This window comes from Corallococcus exiguus (genome assembly GCF_009909105.1).
In the GTDB taxonomy this organism is placed as follows: Bacteria; Myxococcota; Myxococcia; order Myxococcales; family Myxococcaceae; genus Corallococcus; species Corallococcus exiguus.
Genome location: NZ_JAAAPK010000009.1, coordinates 44,489 through 62,061 on the forward strand (window position 1 = coordinate 44,489; position 17,573 = coordinate 62,061).

Annotated in this window: 11 protein-coding genes; 7 read left to right on the forward strand and 4 right to left on the reverse strand. The window is 70.4% G+C overall.

From position 1 onward, the window contains the following. The first annotated feature begins 605 nt into the window (after positions 1-605). The 4 genes from GTZ93_RS28960 (at position 606) to GTZ93_RS28975 (ending at position 7,851) form a co-directional block, all read left to right on the forward strand. Positions 606-1,991 (forward strand): sigma 54-interacting transcriptional regulator, encoded by a 1,386-nt coding sequence (locus GTZ93_RS28960; RefSeq protein WP_167548471.1) that lies wholly within the window; start codon positions 606-608, stop codon positions 1,989-1,991. 18 nt (positions 1,992-2,009) lie between these two features. Beyond that, a complete protein-coding gene (locus GTZ93_RS28965; protein ID WP_257979286.1) occupies positions 2,010-3,122 on the forward strand; it encodes an ADYC domain-containing protein in 1,113 nt (370 codons plus the stop codon). Then, positions 3,119-6,880, forward strand: coding sequence for a bifunctional serine/threonine-protein kinase/formylglycine-generating enzyme family protein (locus GTZ93_RS28970; RefSeq protein WP_139919660.1), 3,762 nt, complete (start codon positions 3,119-3,121; stop codon positions 6,878-6,880). Before GTZ93_RS28965 ends, GTZ93_RS28970 begins: the two co-directional genes overlap by 4 nt. A gap of 233 nt (positions 6,881-7,113) precedes the next feature. Continuing rightward, the gene (locus GTZ93_RS28975) at positions 7,114-7,851 is read left to right on the forward strand and encodes a hypothetical protein (protein WP_219629086.1); all 738 of its coding nucleotides are present in this window, start codon (positions 7,114-7,116) and stop codon (positions 7,849-7,851) included. Between the two features lie 654 nt (positions 7,852-8,505). Here the strand turns inward: GTZ93_RS28975 and GTZ93_RS28985 are convergent. From GTZ93_RS28985 to GTZ93_RS28995, 3 genes are read right to left on the reverse strand one after another with little or no spacing between them, the layout of a single operon-like run. Further along, the gene (locus GTZ93_RS28985) at positions 8,506-10,218 is read right to left on the reverse strand and encodes a sodium:solute symporter (protein WP_139919659.1); all 1,713 of its coding nucleotides are present in this window, start codon (positions 10,216-10,218) and stop codon (positions 8,506-8,508) included. Further along, complete coding sequence (locus tag GTZ93_RS28990; RefSeq protein WP_161663136.1) at positions 10,215-10,397, reverse strand: hypothetical protein; 183 nt, start codon at positions 10,395-10,397, stop codon at positions 10,215-10,217. Before GTZ93_RS28990 ends, GTZ93_RS28985 begins: the two co-directional genes overlap by 4 nt. Beyond that, positions 10,394-12,877, reverse strand: a complete 2,484-nt coding sequence (locus GTZ93_RS28995; RefSeq protein ID WP_139914999.1) for a PIG-L family deacetylase — start codon at positions 12,875-12,877, stop codon at positions 10,394-10,396. Before GTZ93_RS28995 ends, GTZ93_RS28990 begins: the two co-directional genes overlap by 4 nt. 132 nt (positions 12,878-13,009) lie before the next feature. On the opposite strand from GTZ93_RS28995, the gene bshC reads away from it, so the two are divergent. The 3 genes from bshC to bshA are packed head-to-tail and all read left to right on the forward strand — an operon-like array spanning position 13,010 to position 16,598. Beyond that, entirely contained in the window at positions 13,010-14,635 is a 1,626-nt protein-coding gene (bshC, locus tag GTZ93_RS29000) for a bacillithiol biosynthesis cysteine-adding enzyme BshC (protein ID WP_139915000.1), read from the forward strand. Continuing rightward, positions 14,632-15,438, forward strand: a complete 807-nt coding sequence (bshB1, locus tag GTZ93_RS29005) for a bacillithiol biosynthesis deacetylase BshB1 (RefSeq protein ID WP_139915001.1) — start codon at positions 14,632-14,634, stop codon at positions 15,436-15,438. Before bshC ends, bshB1 begins: the two co-directional genes overlap by 4 nt. Continuing rightward, positions 15,435-16,598, forward strand: coding sequence for an N-acetyl-alpha-D-glucosaminyl L-malate synthase BshA (gene bshA, locus GTZ93_RS29010; RefSeq protein WP_139915002.1), 1,164 nt, complete (start codon positions 15,435-15,437; stop codon positions 16,596-16,598). Before bshB1 ends, bshA begins: the two co-directional genes overlap by 4 nt. A 23-nt stretch (positions 16,599-16,621) precedes the next feature. Here the strand turns inward: bshA and GTZ93_RS29015 are convergent, their stop codons facing one another. Then, positions 16,622-17,479 carry a DUF2911 domain-containing protein gene (locus GTZ93_RS29015; RefSeq protein ID WP_121752510.1) on the reverse strand — a complete coding sequence of 286 codons (858 nt, stop codon included), beginning with the start codon at positions 17,477-17,479 and terminating at the stop codon, positions 16,622-16,624. Positions 17,480-17,573: the final 94 nt, after the last annotated feature.

A 17,573-nucleotide genomic window follows, 5' to 3' on the forward strand; every position in this document is an offset into this window, starting at 1 on the left:
ATTCCCTGTCAAAACCTGCCTCTGGCGAAGGCACCGGGAGTCAATCCCTCACCCGGGAATCCAGTGGGTCCCATGAGGCGGGCGGCGCGCCGTGGGGAGCGCCCGCCTCATGGGACCAGCGCTCCTTGCCGCAGGCGAGGTCGAGTGCGCGAAGTCGCTTCCCCAGGCCGGACAGGGCATAGACCGTGCTGCCTTCGAACGCGGGCGCTCCGCCATCGCACCGGCCTTCGCTCAGCTCCCGTGCGCGCGTCGACGGCAACCACCCCACCGCGCCGCGTTCCCACGTAGACGTCGTCGTCGACAACCCTTGGCGAGGAGGTCGCCTCGGAGCCGCACGAGACGCTCCAGCGGATGGCCGTCCAGCGGGATCGCTTGACCACGAGCGGCCCCGTTCCCTCGAAGTGTCCGGTCCGCGCGGCAGTGGCGCCAAAGAATACGGAGCGAGATGAACCCAACATGGGCAGCTCCCTCTCAGTAGCGTGCATGCACTGACGCGTTCGCTGACGCACGCGTAGTACTGGACCCGATTTTTCCGACGGGAGAATACAGCATGCGCAGGTTTTCCCGGATTCCATCTCCTTGCAATATGATGGGTGGCGGCCAAGATGACCGACGACACCCTCAGCGCCGAGCACGCGCCCTCTGCTGAAGGCGGAACTGGAGCGGCGGCGCTCGTCCTTGCCTATACGCGGAACGCGTTCATCGGGGATGAGCGGCATGGGCTTGCAAACGGCTCGACGCTCCTGGGGCGTGGCGCACCACTCTTCTCCCGGGTCGCCCTGGACGACGCCCGGCTCTCCCGTGGCCATGCGCGCATCGAACGCGTCGAGGGGAGCTGGTTCGTCGAAGACCTGGGAAGCCACAATGGAACCCGTCTCAATGGACGACAGCTCACGGGACGCGCCCCCCTCGCGTGGGGGGATGTCCTTCGAATGGGGGACACGCTGTTTGTCTTCGCCGAGGCCTCCGAGGCCCCGAATGACAAACAGCGTATCGACGGACTGGTGGGCAGGAGCGCGGCGCTGACGCGGCTCCACCGCGACCTGGAGCGGGCGGCGCGGTATGAGCAGTCGGTGCTCATCCTGGGCGAAACCGGGACGGGCAAGGAGGTCGTGGCGCGCGCGCTCCATGAACTGAGCGGCCGCGCGGGGCCCTTCATCGCGCTCAACTGCGGTGGCGTCGCGGAGAGCGTGCTGGACAGCGAGCTGTTCGGGCATGTGCGCGGCGCGTTCACTGGCGCGGCGGCCTCCCGGGACGGGCTTCTGCGCGAGGCGCATGGAGGCACGCTGTTCCTGGACGAGCTGGGGGAGATGCCTCCCATGCTCCAGGTCAAGCTGCTCCGCGTGCTGGAGACGCGGCAGGTCCGCGCCCTGGGAGGAACGCAGGAGCTCCCCATCGACGTGCGGGTGCTCGCGGCCACCCACCGGGACCTCGTCTCCCAGGTGAACGAGGCCGCCTTCCGCGCGGACCTCTACGCGAGGCTCGTCCAGTGGCGCCTCCTGATGCCTCCCTTGCGCGAGCGCCGCGAGGACATCGCGCCGCTCGCGCGCCACCTCCTCGGCCGCATGAAGGCCGAAGCCCGGCCCATCGACGTGGGCCTCGCCGAGGCACTGCTCCTGCATGACTGGCCGCTCAACGTGCGAGGCCTGCTCAACGTGCTCTCCATCGCGGTCATCGCTTCGGACGGAGGACCGCTGAAACTGGGGATGCAGGTGGAGCACGAGCTGAAGGCGGAGCGACGGATGCTGACGGCCAGGACTCTCGCGCCGACGTCAGCGGAGGAGGGGTCCTCCCAGCCTCCTGCTCCGCGTCCGGCGCGCGCCATCGAAGCCACCCCCCTGGAGTTGGAGACCCACCTGCGCGCGCACCAGGGAAAGGTCGCGGAGGTCGCCCGGCACCTCGGGTGCTCGCGGCAGCAGGTGTATCGGTGGATCGAGGACTTCGGGCTCGAGCTGGACCACTACCGCGTCCCCCCGCCGCGTCCCGGTTGAGACTTCCCAGAGGGTCCCATGCGTTCTCTGCTTCCCCTGTCGATGATGGCCTTGATGGCGGCGCTGAGCGGCCAGGACTGTGCCGTGCTCATCGCATCCGGGCCGCGGGCCCAGGCCTCCCGCGCGGCCACGCTCCCGCAGCCGGAGCACGTCAACCCTCAGGCGCCAAGCCCTACCGGCTGGGCTGGAGTCGATGGCGGCAGCGTCTTCTTCCGGAAACGGTTCGACGGCGTCGTCGGCATCTGGACGGGCAGCGATGAGCGGCCCTATCGAATCACCGAGGTCCCGCCCGTGGACCCGTGCCTGCCCGCGGTCCTTCAAGACGCGGGCGCCAGGCTCAAGCTCTATACCGTGACCGATGTCGCCCTGAACCGCAACGTCTGCGCCGGCAAGGGCTATCGCACGCAGAACCCCAATGAATGCTCACCGGACGCGGGCGACTTCTATCAAGGGAAGGCCGTGATCATCCCCGGCTGCTGGATGCCGGATGGAGGCTTCAACGACGGAGGCGGCGACGCGCCCTGTTTCACGGCGAGCTGCACGACGGGCGCGGTCGGCGTCTGCGCGCACTGGGGCTACCTCCCGGATCAGGAGTGGGAGGGAGGCCCCCCGCTCGCGCGGCTGTTCCAGGCGTGTGTGCGGGCCGCGCGCGCCGACTACAACGGTGACGGCGAGCCCTTCACGTGCCAGGGCACCTACGTCGACTTCGTCGATGGCCATGGCATCCAGACCCAGGACACCTTCGACGGCGGAGGGCTCCCGCCGCTGCTCTTCGAGGCCGCCTGGAACGAGCAAGGCGCCCTGCCCTTCGGGGTGATGCCAGGCGGGGGAAGTTGTCTGCGGCCGCGTTACGCCCCCGCCCCCCTCTCGAGCATCCACGGGGCGCCAGGAGCGCGCCTGAAGGCGAGCTACGACTGCCAGCAGCCCGGCAAGGCGGGGACCCCCTTGAGGGAGTACTTCGATGGGGGCGTGCCCTTCCTGTTGCTGACCCAGACCTGGAAGAACGAGTACTGCGTCACGGACGATGGGTCGGGGGGCGGGCTCCGCACCCGTTGTCCCGCGTGCGGCGGGGATCCCCTCGGGCCGAAAACCTGTGAGGGTGGGAACTGCGCGTTTCCTCCAATGCCTTGAGCGCCTCCGGCCCGGAGGGCTGGGAGCCTCCCCCAGCGTTCGACGAGTACCGCCTCATCCGCCTGCTGGGCCAGGGGGGAATGGGCCGCGTCTACCTGGCTGAAGACACGGCACTCCAGCGGAGGGTCGCCATCAAGTTCATCGGCGCTGAGCGGTCCGGCCCGGGCCAGCGCGACCGGCTCCTCGCCGAAGCCCGGGCGCTCGCCCGCCTCCGCCATCCGAACGTGGTGACGGTGTACCGGGTCTCGGAAGTGGGCTCCCACCCCTATCTGGTGCAGGAGTTCCTGCCCGGTGACTCCCTGGGGAGCCTGTCCACGCCGCTCCCCCCGGAGCGGGTCCTGGCCATCGCGCTGGGACTGGGACGGGGACTGGCCGCCGCGCACCGCGCGCAGGTGCTCCACCGCGACGTCAAACCAGACAACGTCATGGTGCTTCCAGATGGCGAGGTGAAGCTCGTCGACTTCGGGCTCGCCCTCTCCTGGACGGCGGCTCCGGAGGACGCCGCGCCCGCGGCCCGGCGCAACGTCCCAATCGCAGGCACGCGCGGGTACATGGCGCCGGAGGCTTTGCGTGGCGAACCGCCCGGCCCGCGGGGAGACGTCTATGGCCTGGGCATGGTGCTTCATGAACTGCTGGCGGGCCATCGCCCCTTCGACGAGCTCACCGCGAGCGGATCGGTGGACGAACCCAGGGCCCCCGAAGCGCGCGCACCCAACCCGGAGCCGGAGCCCTCCGGAAGCGGGCTCGGCGTCCGCCTGCGCGCCATCATCCTCCGGTGTCTGGAATACGATCCGGCACGGCGCTTCGCCTCCGCAGACACCCTGTGCGCGGAGCTCGAACGCCTGAAGGAGGACGGCGCCCCGGTGCCGGTCCCCCCTGGCAATCCCTATCGCGGGCTCCAGGCCTTCGAGGCGGAGCACCGGGGGTTCTTCTTTGGACGCGGAGCGGAGATCCGCGCCATCCATGAGCGGCTTCGCGCCCAGGCGCTGGTGCTCGTCGCGGGGGACTCGGGCGTGGGCAAGTCCTCGTTGTGCCGGGCGGGAGTGGCGCCGCTCGTCACGCAAGCGGGGCTCGAGGACGGTTGTGCATACACCGTGCTGTCGCTCATGCCCGGGCGCCGGCCCCTCACGGCGTTGGTCGCCGCGGTGGCGAGCCGGCTCGGCCTGTCCGAGGAGACGCTGGCCGCCCAGGTGCGGCGTGAGCCCGCGGCGATGGCACGGACCCTGCGCGCCGCCGGGCCCATGCGGGGCACCCTGCTGTTCATCGATCAGCTCGAGGAGCTGTTCACCCAGAGCGAGCCGGACGAGGCGTCCGCCTTCACGCAGGTGCTCGGGCACCTGGCCATCCTGGCCCGGGGGGTGCGCACGCTGGCCACGGTGCGAGGTGACTATTTCACGCGTCTGGCGGCGCTGCCGGGGCTGGAGGATGAAGTGGCGCGCGCCCTCTTCCTCGTCAAGCCGCTGGGCCCGGAAGGGACGCGCGAGGCCGTGGTCGGTCCGGCGCGCGTGACGGGCGTCGCGTTCGAGACGGAGGCCCTGGTGGACACGCTCGTGGCGTCCTCCGCCCACGCCCCGGGAGGACTGCCCATCCTCCAGTTCACGCTCGCCGAACTGTGGGATGCCCGCGACCGGGTGACACAGCACATCCGGGAGGCGTCGCTGGAGGCGCTCGGGGGCGTGGCCGGGGCCCTGGGACGTCACGCGGACGGAGCGCTGGCGGCGCTGGCCCCCGATGCGCGCCTGGCGGCTCGCGGCCTGCTCTTGCGACTCATCAGCCCGGAAGGCGCCCGGGTCCGGCGGACCACCGGGGAGCTCGGTGCGGAGACCTCCGCGAATCGCATCGCGCTGGAGGCCCTGGTCCGGGCGCGGCTCGTCGTGGTCCGGCAGGACGGCGAGTCGCACGTCCACGAGGTGGCGCACGAAGCCCTGCTCGCGGGCTGGTCCACCCTGCGCGGATGGCTTGAAGCGGCCCACCAGGAGCGGCAGCTGCTCGAACGGGTGAGGCTCGCCGCGGCCGGCTGGGAGCGCGCGGACCGCCCCGCCTCGGCGCTGTGGAGCCGGCGTGAGCTCGACGTGGTGACCGCGGCCGGCAACCTCGCGCTGACGCGGCGGGAAGCTGCATTCCTCAAGGCCTCGCGGCGGGCGCTCCGGCGCACCTTCGCGCGGCGCCTGGGGCTGGCGCTGGCCCTGCCCCTCACCGCGATGGTGGCGGGGGGAACGGCCTGGCTCAAGGGCCGCCACGCGCTGGAGCGCACCGTGCAGGAGCACCTGGATGAAGCCCGGGCGTCCATCACCGAAGCCCGGGCCCACCACTCCGCGGCGAAGGCCTCGCGCGCGGACGCCTTCCAGACATGGGACGCGCGAGGGGAGCGCGCCCTCACCGGTGCTCCGGCCGTGGCAGAGGGAGGGCCGCCGGAGGAGACCTGGGCCGAGGCACGAAAGAGCGATGGCCGCGCGGACGAGGCCTACCAGCGCGCCACGCAGGCGCTCGACACCGCCCTGCTGCTGGACGGCTCGCGGCGGGAGGCCCGCGGACTGCTCGCGGAGGTCCTGATCCGGCGCATGGAGCTGGCGGAGTGGTTCTTCCGTCCCGGACAGCGGCGCGAAGCCCTGCGCAGGCTGGCGAGCCTCGATGACGACGGCACCGGCCAACGCCAGCTCCTCGCACCGCCGGTCCTGGACCTCGCCACGGAGCCACCGGGCGCGGAGGTGCTGCTCCAGCACGACACGGGCGTGCCCGGAGCGCCCAGGCTGTCCGAAGGCATCTCCCTGGGCCCGACGCCCATCGCGTCGCACGCCCTCGCTACGGGCCCGGGGTCCTATGTCCTCACCTTCCAGGCGCCGGGCCTGACGCGCGCCGTCCTGCCGGTGGTGCTCGCATCGGGAGAGAACCTGCAGGCGCGCATCCCCCTGCCGCGGGCGGCCGACGTCCCGGAGGGCTTCGTCTACGTCCCGCCGGGCCGGTTCCTCTTCGGAAGTAGCGACGACGAGGCCCTGCGGCGCGAGTTCCTCCAGGCGCCCCCGCTCCGGCAGGTGACGACCGGGGGGTACCTCATCGCCCGCCATGAGGTGACGTTCGCCGAGTGGCTCGCGTTCCTTGAGGCGCTGCCACCGGACGAGCGGAGGCGACGGACGCCTGGCGTGCGTTCCACGGCCGGCGCGCTGGCGCTCACCCGGGAGACGGCGGGCTGGCGGCTCATGTTGCAGCCCACGCAGCACCCCCTCTCCGCGAGCAGCGGCGAGCCCATCCGTTACCCGGGCCGCGCCCACAGGGCCGTGCAGGACTGGTTGCGCTTTCCCATCTCGGCCATCTCGCTAGAGGACGCACGGGCGTACCTCGCATGGCTGGACCGCTCCGGGCGCGTTCCGGGAGCCCGGCTGTGTTCCGAATACGAGTGGGAGCGCGCGGCGCGTGGCGCGGACGCCCGCCTGTTCCCCATGGGCGACCTGCTCGCGCCGGACGACGCGAACTTCGATGAGACCTATGGCCGGCAACCGCTGGGCTTCGGTCCAGACGAGGTGGGGGCCCACCCTGCTTCCGCCAGCCCCTTCGGGGTGATGGACCTGGCCGGCAACGTCATCGAATGGGTGCGGTCGGTCCGCGAGCCCGGAGAGGCGGTGGCCCGCGGCGGGTCCTGGTACTACGACCGGATCTCCAACCGCTCCAATTCGCGCATGCCCAACGAGCCCTCGTCGAGGGACATCCGCATCGGCCTCCGCGTCTGCGCGCCCGCCCCGGTACCGCGACACGCCCCCTGACGAGACTGAAGCCGTCCGCGTCCGGACATGTCCGGACATGTCCAGGACAGGCGCGTGCACGCGACAGCGCCACCACCGCCACGGCTGTCACTGCCGTCACCGCGTCAGCGTGGGCTGGCACGACGCGTGCTCAAGGGGACGCCCGAGCCCACGCTCAACCCCCTTGAACATCCTGTTCAGACACACCCGCCAACAGCAGTCCCCCCACCGGAGAGAAACCCATGATGTTTGCCATGGACGTGTCGCCCGAGATGACGCTCCCGCAAGATGAGAGCGCTTACGTTGCCAAGGTGGATACACAGGCGCGTGGAAGAGACAATCCCTATGGCTTCGAGGCGGGGGCTGTGAATTCGGCCGCCGACGGCACGACCTACACCCTCACCATGGTGAATCAATCCGCCGAGCCGTGGATTTTCTATGTGTATCAGACGTTTCCGGAGCAGACGAGCGACATCTTCTCGCTGGCGTGGCTCGCCAGCCCGTACATGATCGTGCCGAAAGCACAGATCACCTTCAAGTGGACGATCAACTACACCTTCCTCTGGGGACAGACGGGTGTCCTGCAGCCCGGCGTGCCGTTCGTGGCAGGGATGTCAATCGATGCGGATCCCTCAGTCGGGGACACGACCGAGTTTTCGGTGAAGCCTGGCCCGAACCTGACTCCGGCGCAGCCCGGCGGCGGCCTCGGGACCTTGACCATCTACGATCAGTCTGACGTCCCCAACTCCCAGTTCTCGGTGGGCATCGGAATGGGGGATGCCGGGACGTTCGCGACCCAGGCCGGCGCCAACCTCAAGCATGTCTTTACGCCCACGCCCTCGTATTGGGTTGCGGCCGGGGTTGACCAGAAAGTGGGGACGGTGCTGGACATCCAGACCGTCACCCAGACGGCTCCGGTCGTCTACCCGGACAATGTCTACTCACTCACTGCGACACTGCAAGACGACAACACGTGGAGCGTCAAGCCCTGAACCCGCGCCCATGATTCTCGAACGACCTCGGGAGGTGCGCCTGAGGTCGGTTCGGCGCTCCGGTCGCAGCGGACTTCTCCGCCATCTCCAACACGGTCCTCCAGGTGCAGTCCGCGAGCTGGCCGTCCGTCGAGGGCACCGTCACCCGGAGCGAGGTGGAGCGGCGGGGTTCGAACAAGGGCACCACCGTTCGTCTGAAGCTGGCCTATACCTACTCCGGGAAGTCCGGGCACTACGACCTGCGCCTCCACGCCCCGTCGCGAAGTCTCTCCCTTCCGCCTGTCTCCGGACGGAGGCACCGGCTCGACCTACGGTGGCGCGACGTGCGGTCGCTCCGCGTCGGGCCAAGGGTTTCCTCGGGCCAGGTGGGACACCTCCACAGCTACCCTGTCACGCTCGAACACGATGGAGTAACGAAGGGGGCGCATTCCGTAGCACTCAGTCGCAGGCACGGCGGCACTCGCCCACACACTTCGACTTGTTCCTGGCGCCCTTGCAGTTGCTGTTGCACGCGCGCTTGCACTGGGTGACCGCCGCGGAAACACCGCCCCCGGTGCCCTCCCCTTCGTCGCCTTCGGAGAACTTCTCGCCTGCGAGGTCCTCCGCCGGGAGTTCGGGTCGGGCATGGCTCGGCGACCAGGCCCAGCGCCAGCCTCAGGCCCCCGTCGCCGGGACCGGCGTCTCACCGCGCGGCAGGACGCCCTGCATCACCAGGCTCAGCACCACCACCAGCGCACAGCCGATGACGTTGAACCAGAGGTAGCCCACGTCGGAGAGGAAGAAGAGGGCAATCACCGTCGCCTGGGAGATGACGGCCGCCGCGAACACGGCATGGCCGCGCACGTGCTTCACGAAGAAGGCCACCAGGAAGAGGCCCAGCACCGTGCCGTAGAAGATGGAGCCCAGGATGTTGATGGCCTGGATGAGGTTGTCCAGCAGCGAAGCGAAGGTCGCGAAGGCCACCGCGACCAGCCCCCAGAACACGGTGAACAGCTTGGACGCCACCAGCACCTGCCGGTCCGAGGCGCCGGGCCGGAACACCCGCCGGTAGAAGTCCACCGTCGTGGTGGTCCCCAACGCCGTCAGCTCGCTGGCGATGGAGCTCATGGCCGCGGACAGGATGACGGCGATGAGCAACCCGAACAGCCCGCTGGGCAACCAGCGCTTCACGAAGGCGATGAAGATGTAGTCCGAGTCCTTTGTCTCCGCGCCCGGAAGCGCGCGCGCCACCATGGCCTTGGCCTCCTTGCGGACCTCGCTCGCCTGCCGCTGTGCGCCCTGGAGCAGCGCCCGTGACGCCTCGCCGGCCGCCACGTCGCCCGACTCGACGGCCGACAGGTAGCGCTCCACCTCCGCGCGCTTGCCGGACTGGACCTGCTCCCACTTCGCTTCCAGGTCGGCGTACTCGGCCGCCTGCGCCGTGCCCTGCACGCGGGTGCGCAGCGCGTCGTTGAAGAGCAGCGGCGGCGTGCTGAACTGGTAGAAGACGAAGACGAGAATCCCGACGAAGAGGATGAAGAACTGCATCGGGATCTTCAGCACGCCGTTGAAGAGCAGCCCCAGCCGGCTCTCGGAGATGGAGCGGCCCGTCAGGTAGCGACCCACCTGGGACTGGTCCGTGCCGAAGTAAGACAGTGACAGGAACAGACCTCCCGTGATGCCGGACCAGAAGTTGTAGCGGTCCTGCATGTCGAAGTCGAAGCTCACCACGTTCATCCGGCCGAACGCGCCGGCGACGTCCACCGCCTTGCCGAACGACACGTGCTCCGGCAGGCGCCAGAGGATGACCGCCGCGGCCACCACCATGCCGCCCATCATCACCACCATCTGCTGCTTCTGCGTCTGGCTCACCGCCCTGGAGCCTCCCGTCACCGTGTAGAGGATGACGAGCGCGCCCATGACGATGACCGTGGGCTCCAGCGGCCAACCGAGGATGGTGGAGAGGATGATGGCCGGCGCGTAGAGGGTGATGCCCGCGGCCAGCCCGCGCTGGATGAGGAAGAGGAAGGCGCCCAAGAGCCGCGTCTTCAGGTCGAATCGCGACTCCAGGTACTCGTACGCGGTGATGACGTTCAGCCGGTAGTAGATGGGCACGAAGACCGCGCTGATGATGATCATCGCGAACGGCAGCCCGAAATAGAACTGCACGAAGCGCATCCCGTCCTCGTAGGCCTGCCCGGGGACGGAGAGGAAGGTGACGGCGCTTGCTTGCGTGGCCATGACGGCCAGGCCAATGGTGGGCCACCGCAGCTCACGGCCTCCACGCATGTACTCGTCGCTGGTGGCCTGCCCCCGGGACTTCCAGAGGCCCCACACCACGATGAACGCAATCGTCCCGCCCAGGACCAGCCAGTCGAGCCCCGTCACGCGTACGCCTCGGTGAGTCCCCAGAACACGGCGACGAACAGCACGAAGGCGCCCAGCACCAGGATGTAGATGTTGCGCCAGGAGCCCAGCAGCGGCGGCGCGTCATCGAGCTCGGGCCGGCGCGCGGGGGCGGCGGCGGCAGCGGGCTCGGGAGGGGTCAGGTTGGGAGCGGTGCTCATGGAGAAAGGATGTTGGCCAACAGGCGGTAGGCGCCGGGAACCCCGGCGGGGAGCTGACGGAAGAAGGCGAGGCCCGTGTAGATGAAGGTGCCCTTGCCATGACGCGCGACCAGCAGCGCGCCCTGGAGCGGCGCCTCGCCGGCATCGTGCATGGCGAACACGGGCTGATAGCGGGCGTCCCACGACGACGCGAAGTAGAGGCCACGCTCCTGCACCCAGCCCTCGAAGTCCGCGGCCGTCAGCGCATTGGGCGCGCGCAGCAGCGGTTCATTGGCCCGCACGGGAGTCATCGCCGCCGTCTCATCCGTCACCCGGTCGCGGCCAATCTCCAGCGGATAGGGCCCGACGAAGGACGTGAGCGGCCCCACGCGGCTGTTGGTGTTGTACTGCACCACCAGCCGCCCGCCGCCTTCCACGTACTGGAGCAGCCGCTCCCGGTGGACGGCCAGGTGCGTGTTGGCGTTGAAGGCGCGCACGCCCACGAGGATGGCGTCGAAGCGCTCCAGCGGCTCCCGGGCCAGCCGCTCCTCGGGGAGCAGCGTCACGTCGTAGCCCACCGCGCTCAGGCTCTCCGCGACGCGGTCGCCCGGACCGGGGATGTAGCCAATGCGCTTGCCCTTCATGGCCAGGGAGAACGGCACCCCCGTGGCCGTGGAGGGCTGGCGCACCGTCAACGGCGGGATGTGGGGATGGGACACGGGACGGGCACTCCACGACCAGGCGCGGTCCCCCACGTCGACCTCCACGGAGAGGGCTCCCTCCTGCGTCGCGCCCGGGGGCGGCGTGACATGGAAGGTGACGGTGCGCTCGTCTCCGCGCGCCGCGAGCTTGAACTCGACCGACGCGGGCTCCACGCGCCAGCCGGGCGGCGCCACCATCCGCACCGTGCCCGGCACCTGGTCCATCCCCGCGGCCAGCTCCACCGGCACGGCACGGGACTCGCCGTTGGGGAACATGAGCACGTCCTGCGCCAGCGTGGCGGTGACGGGCGGGACGACCTCGAAGTCACGGTAGAGTTCGCCGCGCACCGGGTCCGTCCAGGCGTGGACCACCGGACGCACCGCGCGGAAGCGCCGGCCCGCGACCTGGTACTCGAACGCCACCGACAGCGCGGGAACGCCCTCTGGCTGGCCGGTGAGCGCGCGGTCCTCGCCCTTGAGCGTGTAGAGCCCTCCGGTGACAGGCTCCCGGAGCCAGTAGGGCGTGGAGATGGGCGCCGTCGCCGGCAGCGTCACCGTGCGCGACAGCTTCAGGGGCACGTTCGCGGCCAGCGCCTTCCCCACGGCCTCGGGTTTCCCGCCTGGCAGTGTCAGCCCCACCCACTCGACGGCGGCGGGCGAGCGGTTCAGCGCCACCACGTCCAACGCCACGGGCAGCCCCGGGATGCCCGTGGGCGCGGCGGCGCGCACCTCCAGGAACAGCCCCGCGCAGTGGGCGATGAGCGCCTCCACCTCACGCAGCTTGGGCGCCTTCCACGGGTGGGTGTCAGGCAGCGCGGTCAGCGCCTCGTGGACGCGGACGAGCGCGGGCAGGGAGCGGTGGGGGGCGCGCGCATCGAACGCCTTCGTCGCGGCGGCCACCGCGCGGGACACCGCCTCCGAGCCCGTCCAACGCTTCCAGGAGAAGTCGAGCCCCTCGAACACCTCGCGCTTCGGAAGCGTCCCCGCCAGCGGCGTGAAGTACTCGGCGGCGGGGCCCCGGTCCGCGGCCTGGCCGAAGCCCTGGCTCTTGTGTTGGCTGCGGCTCTCCGCGGCGACCTCGCCCCACGAACGCCCGAGCAACGCGTCGTAGCCGCCCACCTCCAGCTTCACGTAGCGGGACAGGTCCTCATCGGGCTTGAACGACCATGAGGAGGCGTTCTGCAGCAGGCGGTCCGCCTTCCACGGCTTCACCTCGGACAACTGCTCGGGAAAGCGCTTCGGGTCGGCGGCGGCGATGAAGGCCTCCGCCGCCAGCAGCGCGGAGGCCGTGTGGTGGCCGTGGTTCGGAGGCTCCGTGGTGAAGCGGGTGATGATGACGTCCGGCTGGAAGCGCCGGATGGCGAGCACCACATCCGCCAGCACCGCTTCATGTCCCCAGATGCGCAGCGTCTCTTCCGCGCTCTTCGAATAACCGAAGTCCCGCGCCCGCGTGAAGAGCTGCTCCGCGCCGTCCACACTCCGCGCGGCGAGCAACTCATGCGTGCGGATCAGCCCGAGCAGGGCGCCCTGCTCGGTGCCGATGAGGTTCTGCCCACCATCCCCACGCGTCACGGACAGGTAACCCGCGCGCAGGCCGCGTTCTCCCACCAGCCATGCGAGCAGGCGCGTGTTCTCGTCGTCCGGGTGGGCCGCGACATAGAGCACACTGCCCGTCACTCCGAGCCGCTTCAGGCCCGCCGCGATTTCACCCGCGTGGAGCTGCCGGGCTGGCCGCGCCACCGCCGTCGACCCGAATCCAAGGCTCATGGCCAGCATCATTCCGAGGAGCAGGTTCCGCATCCGGACGGACCCTATACCAACCCGCGCGGTCCGCATTCATTCCGGGATGACGCCCGCCGTCACGTCCGGACGCGACGTGCGAGCACGCACTTCCGGTGGCGGGCCCGCCGCGACCTGTTATCACCGCAGGCCGTGACGTCCTCCTTCTCGACCGCGTGGCTTCGCGGAGATGCGTCCGCGCTCTCCTTCCTTTCGGATGACTATCGGCACCGTGAAGCGCGCGCCCGGGCCGTGGCCGCCGCCGCGTCGCGCACGGTGTCGCCCGCGCTGCTGGACGTCCTCGCCGCGCAGAACGCGCGCCTCGCGCCGAGTCCCGCCCGGGAGCGAAACCTCGCGCTGCTCGCGCGGCCCGGCACCGTGGCGGTGGTGACGGGACAGCAGATGGGCCTCTTCCTGGGCCCGCTGTACACGCTCTACAAAGCCGCGTCCGCCATCGTCACGGCGCGCGCGCTCCAGGAAGAAACCGGCCGGCCCTGCGTTCCCGTCTTCTGGCTCCAGACGGAGGACCACGACCTTCCGGAGATCGACCACTGTGTCATCCCACGCCCGGGCAAAGGGCCCTGTCGCCTGGCGCTCGAGCTTCCAGATGCGGCAACGTCTCGAGCGCCCATCGCCCACCGCCACCTGGGCCCGAGCGTCCTCCCTGCCCTGGCCACCCTCCGCGCCGAGCTGGGAGCAGAGCCCCACGCGGAGGAGTTCCTCTCCCTGCTGGAGCAGGCCTACCGTCCCGAAGCCACGCTCGCGGGTGCCTTCACCGACGTGCTGTCGTCCCTCTTCGCCGACGAGGGCCTGGTCTTCCTCGACCCGAGAGACGCACGGCTGGCGCCACTGGCCGCGCCCGTGCATCGCTTCGCCCTCCAGGAAGCGGGAACACTCTCCGCGGTGCTCGCGGCCCGTGCGGAGGCGCTCACCCGCGCGGGCTACGCGGTGCAGGTCCATGTCCGCCCCGGCTCGCCGCTCAGCTTCTTCTCACCGGATGCGCTCGATGGCCCGCGCTACCGGCTGGATCCGGCGGAAGCAGGCGCCTGGAGTCTGGTGGGCCACCCGGAAGGCAGCGCCATCCCCCAGGACGCGCTGCACGCCGCCCTGGAGCGTGAACCGCTGCGCTTCACCACGTCCGCGCTGCTGCGCCCCTTCCTCCAGGACACCTGGCTCCCCACGGCGGCGTATGTCGGCGGCCCGGGCGAGCTGGCCTACTTCGCGCAACTGGCGCCGCTCTACGCCCACGCGGGCCAGCCGATGCCGCTCGCCATTCCCCGGGCCCGCTTCCGCGTGCTCGATGACCGCGCGCGCCGGTGGCTGGGCAAGGTGGGGCTCCAGCCGGATGAGGTGAACGTGCCGCGCGACACGCTGCTCACGCGGCTGGCCACGCGGAATGCCCCGGAGCCGGTGGAGACGCCCGAGGCCCTGGAGGCCCGCCTCTTCGGCGCATTCTCCTCCGAGTTGGAGCGCGTCGCCGGACAGGTGTCGGCGGTGGACGCGAGCCTCCAGGATGCGCTGCGCCGCACCCAGGGCACGGTGCGGGTCGCGGTGTCCCGCCTGACGGGCCGCTACCGCCGCGCGCTCGCCCGGCGCGATGCCACGGCGGCCGGACAGGTGGACCGCCTGCGCACGTTCCTCTTCCCGGAGGACGCGCCCCAGGAGCGTGTCCTGGGGTTGCCCTACTTCGCCTGCCGCATCGGGATGCGTGCCTTCACGAAGCAGGTGCTCGACGCGTGTGTCCCCTTCTCCGGTGACTCGAAGGACCTGACGCCATGAGCGCGACCAACACCGCCTACGACATCGACGTCCTCGCGTTTGGCCCACACCCGGATGACGTGGAGCTGTTCTGCGGCGGGCTGATGGCGAGCATGGCCGCCCGCGGCTACCGCACCGGCATCGTCGACCTGACGCGCGGCGAGAAGAGCTCGCGCGGCACGCCACAATCCCGCGCGGAGGAGACAGAAGCCGCCACCCGCGCGCTGGGGCTGGCCCACCGGGAGAACCTGGAGCTTCCAGACGGCTGGCTCAATCCATGGGCGGGCTTCGACACGCCCGAGCCCGAGCGCGCCCGCACCGCCGCCGTGGTCCGCGTGGTGGAGGCGCTGCGCCGCCTGCGTCCGGAGCTGGTCGTCGTGCCCTGGGAGCAGGAGCGACACCCGGACCACGAGGCGGCCAGCGCGCTGGTGACGCGCGCCCTCTTCTTCGCGGGCGTGCGCAAGTTCGACGCGCAGTCCGCCGCGGAGCCCTTCACGCCGCGGCAGGTCCTCTACTATCCGCTGCGGCACCTGGCCGAGCCTGGCGTCATCATCGACGTCTCCGCCGTCTACGAGCGCAAGCTCGCGGCGGTGCACTGCTACGCCAGCCAGGTGATGCCCCGCCCGGACGCGCCGCCCACGCTGGTGGGCTCACCGCTGTCGCTGTCCTCGCTGGAAGCCCGGGACCGCTTCCACGGCGCGCAGATTGGCGTCACCCACGGCGAGCCCTACATCCTCCGCGAGGCGCTGGGACTGGCCGACCCGCTCGACCACTTCCGCAGGAATAGCTTCGCCCGGCCCCTGTTCTTCCCAGCACGCCCATGAACGCCCCGCTCAACGTGGCCATCACCTGCTTTCCGACGTTCGGTGGCAGCGGCATGGTCGCCACGGAGATTGGCCTCGCGATGGCGGACCGGGGCCACCGCGTCCACTTCATCGCCCGGGACCTGCCGGTCCGGCTCCATGGGGCGAACCGGAAGGTCGTCTTCCACGAGGTGACGGAGAGCGACTACCCGGCGCTCCAGCAGTCCAGCACCTATCCCATCGCGCTGGCCTCCAAGATGATCGAGGTCGCCAGCTACGAGCGCCTGGACATCCTGCACGTCCACTACGCGGTGCCGCACGCCACCGCCGCGTGGATGGCGCGCGAGGTGCTGGGCCCCAGGGCGCCGCGCGTCGTCACCACGCTGCACGGGACGGACACCACGCTGGTGGGAATCGACCCCAGCTACCTGCCGATTACGCGCTTCTCCATCATGCGCAGCGACGCGGTGACGGTGCCGTCGGCCTACCTGCGCCGCGCGACGTGGCGGGGCTTCGACATCCCCGAGAACGTCCCCATCGACGTCATCGCCAACTTCGCGGACACCGCGCGCTTCGCCCCGGTACGCGACCGCGCCTGCCTGCGCGCGCTCTTCCCGGCCCTGCAAGACCACGAGCCGGTGCTCATCCACGTCTCCAACTTCCGGCCGGTGAAGCGCATCGTCGACGTGGTCTCCATCTTCACGGAGGTCCACCGCCGCCGTCCCTGCCGGTTGGTGATGGTGGGAGACGGTCCAGAGCGCTCGCCCGCGGAGCGGATGCTGCGGGAGATGGGCCTGGAGGCCCGCGTCGCGTTCCTCGGCAAGCAGGACCGCTTCGAGGAGCTGCTCGCCGCCTCCGACGTCTTCCTGCTCCCCAGCGAGCAGGAGAGCTTCGGGCTCGCCGCGCTGGAGGCGCTGAGCTGCGGCATTCCCGTGGTGGCCAGCGACCTGGGCGGAATCCCAGAGCTTGTCACGCACGGAGAGACGGGCTTCCTGGCGCCGCTGGGGGATGTCCCCGCCATGGCCCGGCACGTGCTCACGCTGGTCGAGGACGTGGAGCGCTGGCGGGGCTTCTCACACCGCGCGCGGGCGCGGGTCCTGGAGCACTTCCAGATGGCCCCCGCCATCGACCGCTACGAGGCGCTCTACCGCCGGCTCCTCACGGAGCCCCTCGGTCGCTGAGGGGCCCCGGGAGCGAAAGCGGGCTACTTCTTGTTCTTCCACTCCGCCAGCGACTGGGTGACCTGATCACGGGCGTAGAAGTTCTTGTCCTTCTGCCCCAGGTCCCACGCGGTCTGCGCGGCCTTGCGGGCCTCGGCGTACTTGCCCATCTGCGACAGGACGTTCGCGCGAGTCCAGTGGGCGTACCACGTGGGGTTGGCGGCCACGGCCGCGTCGGCGTGCTTCAGCGCGGCGGGAAGGTCCTGGGGGGTGCCCGCCAGGTAGGAGGCCGCGTTCGCGTGCATGCTGGCCGCGCTCTTCTCCGCCTGCTCGATATTGGCCTTCGCGAAGGCGGCGGTGTCCACCGTGATGGGCACGGAGACGCGCAGCTTCTCCCACTCCAGGTCCAGCCGCGTGCTGGTGTCCGTGGTGTCGGTGAAGAGGTACGTCAGGCGCTCGCGCGCCGGAATCGCCGCGGTGGTGGCGCTCACCGAGGCCACGTCCTTGGAGGCGTCATAGGGCGCGGCGCCGCGCCACAGGCCCAGGTCCGTGTTCAGCATCACCTTCCAGCCCTTCTGCGAGGGCAGGCTGACGATGGCATAGGAACCGGCCGGGACGGCCTTGTCGCCGAAGGTGACAGGGTGGCTGAAGGTGATCTTCGTCGCCGCGTTGGCGCCGCTGCGCCACGCCTTGTCATTGGGGACCAGCTCGCCCCAGACCTTCCGGCCCTTCACTCCGGGGCTGGAATATTCGACGGAGATTTCGGAGACACCCACCGCCTGCGACACCTTCGCCGCGGGACTGGGGGCCGGCAGTTGGAGCTGCGCCAGCGCGGGCGTCGCCGCCAGGGTCATGAGCGCGGAGGCCATACAGCCGAAAAGCGGGTTCCTCATCGTCTTCACTTCGTCCTTTCCGACCCGCGAAGGGTCGCAGTGCCCGCGGAGTGTAGGGACGCGCAGTCGGATGTCCACCACCACCACCCGTCGTAACGCGCCC

What these genes read in the sequence shown, in the direction of transcription:
- GTZ93_RS28995 (WP_139914999.1), bottom strand. Translation starts at nt 12,877, where the DNA reads ATGCGGAACCTGCTCCTCGGAATGATGCTGGCCATGAGCCTTGGATTC.
- GTZ93_RS28965 (WP_257979286.1), top strand. Translation starts at nt 2,010, where the DNA reads ATGCGTTCTCTGCTTCCCCTGTCGATGATGGCCTTGATGGCGGCGCTG.
- bshA (WP_139915002.1), top strand. Translation starts at nt 15,435, where the DNA reads ATGAACGCCCCGCTCAACGTGGCCATCACCTGCTTTCCGACGTTCGGT.
- GTZ93_RS28990 (WP_161663136.1), bottom strand. Translation starts at nt 10,397, where the DNA reads ATGAGCACCGCTCCCAACCTGACCCCTCCCGAGCCCGCTGCCGCCGCC.
- GTZ93_RS28960 (WP_167548471.1), top strand. Translation starts at nt 606, where the DNA reads ATGACCGACGACACCCTCAGCGCCGAGCACGCGCCCTCTGCTGAAGGC.
- bshB1 (WP_139915001.1), top strand. Translation starts at nt 14,632, where the DNA reads ATGAGCGCGACCAACACCGCCTACGACATCGACGTCCTCGCGTTTGGC.
- GTZ93_RS28975 (WP_219629086.1), top strand. Translation starts at nt 7,114, where the DNA reads ATGGACGTGTCGCCCGAGATGACGCTCCCGCAAGATGAGAGCGCTTAC.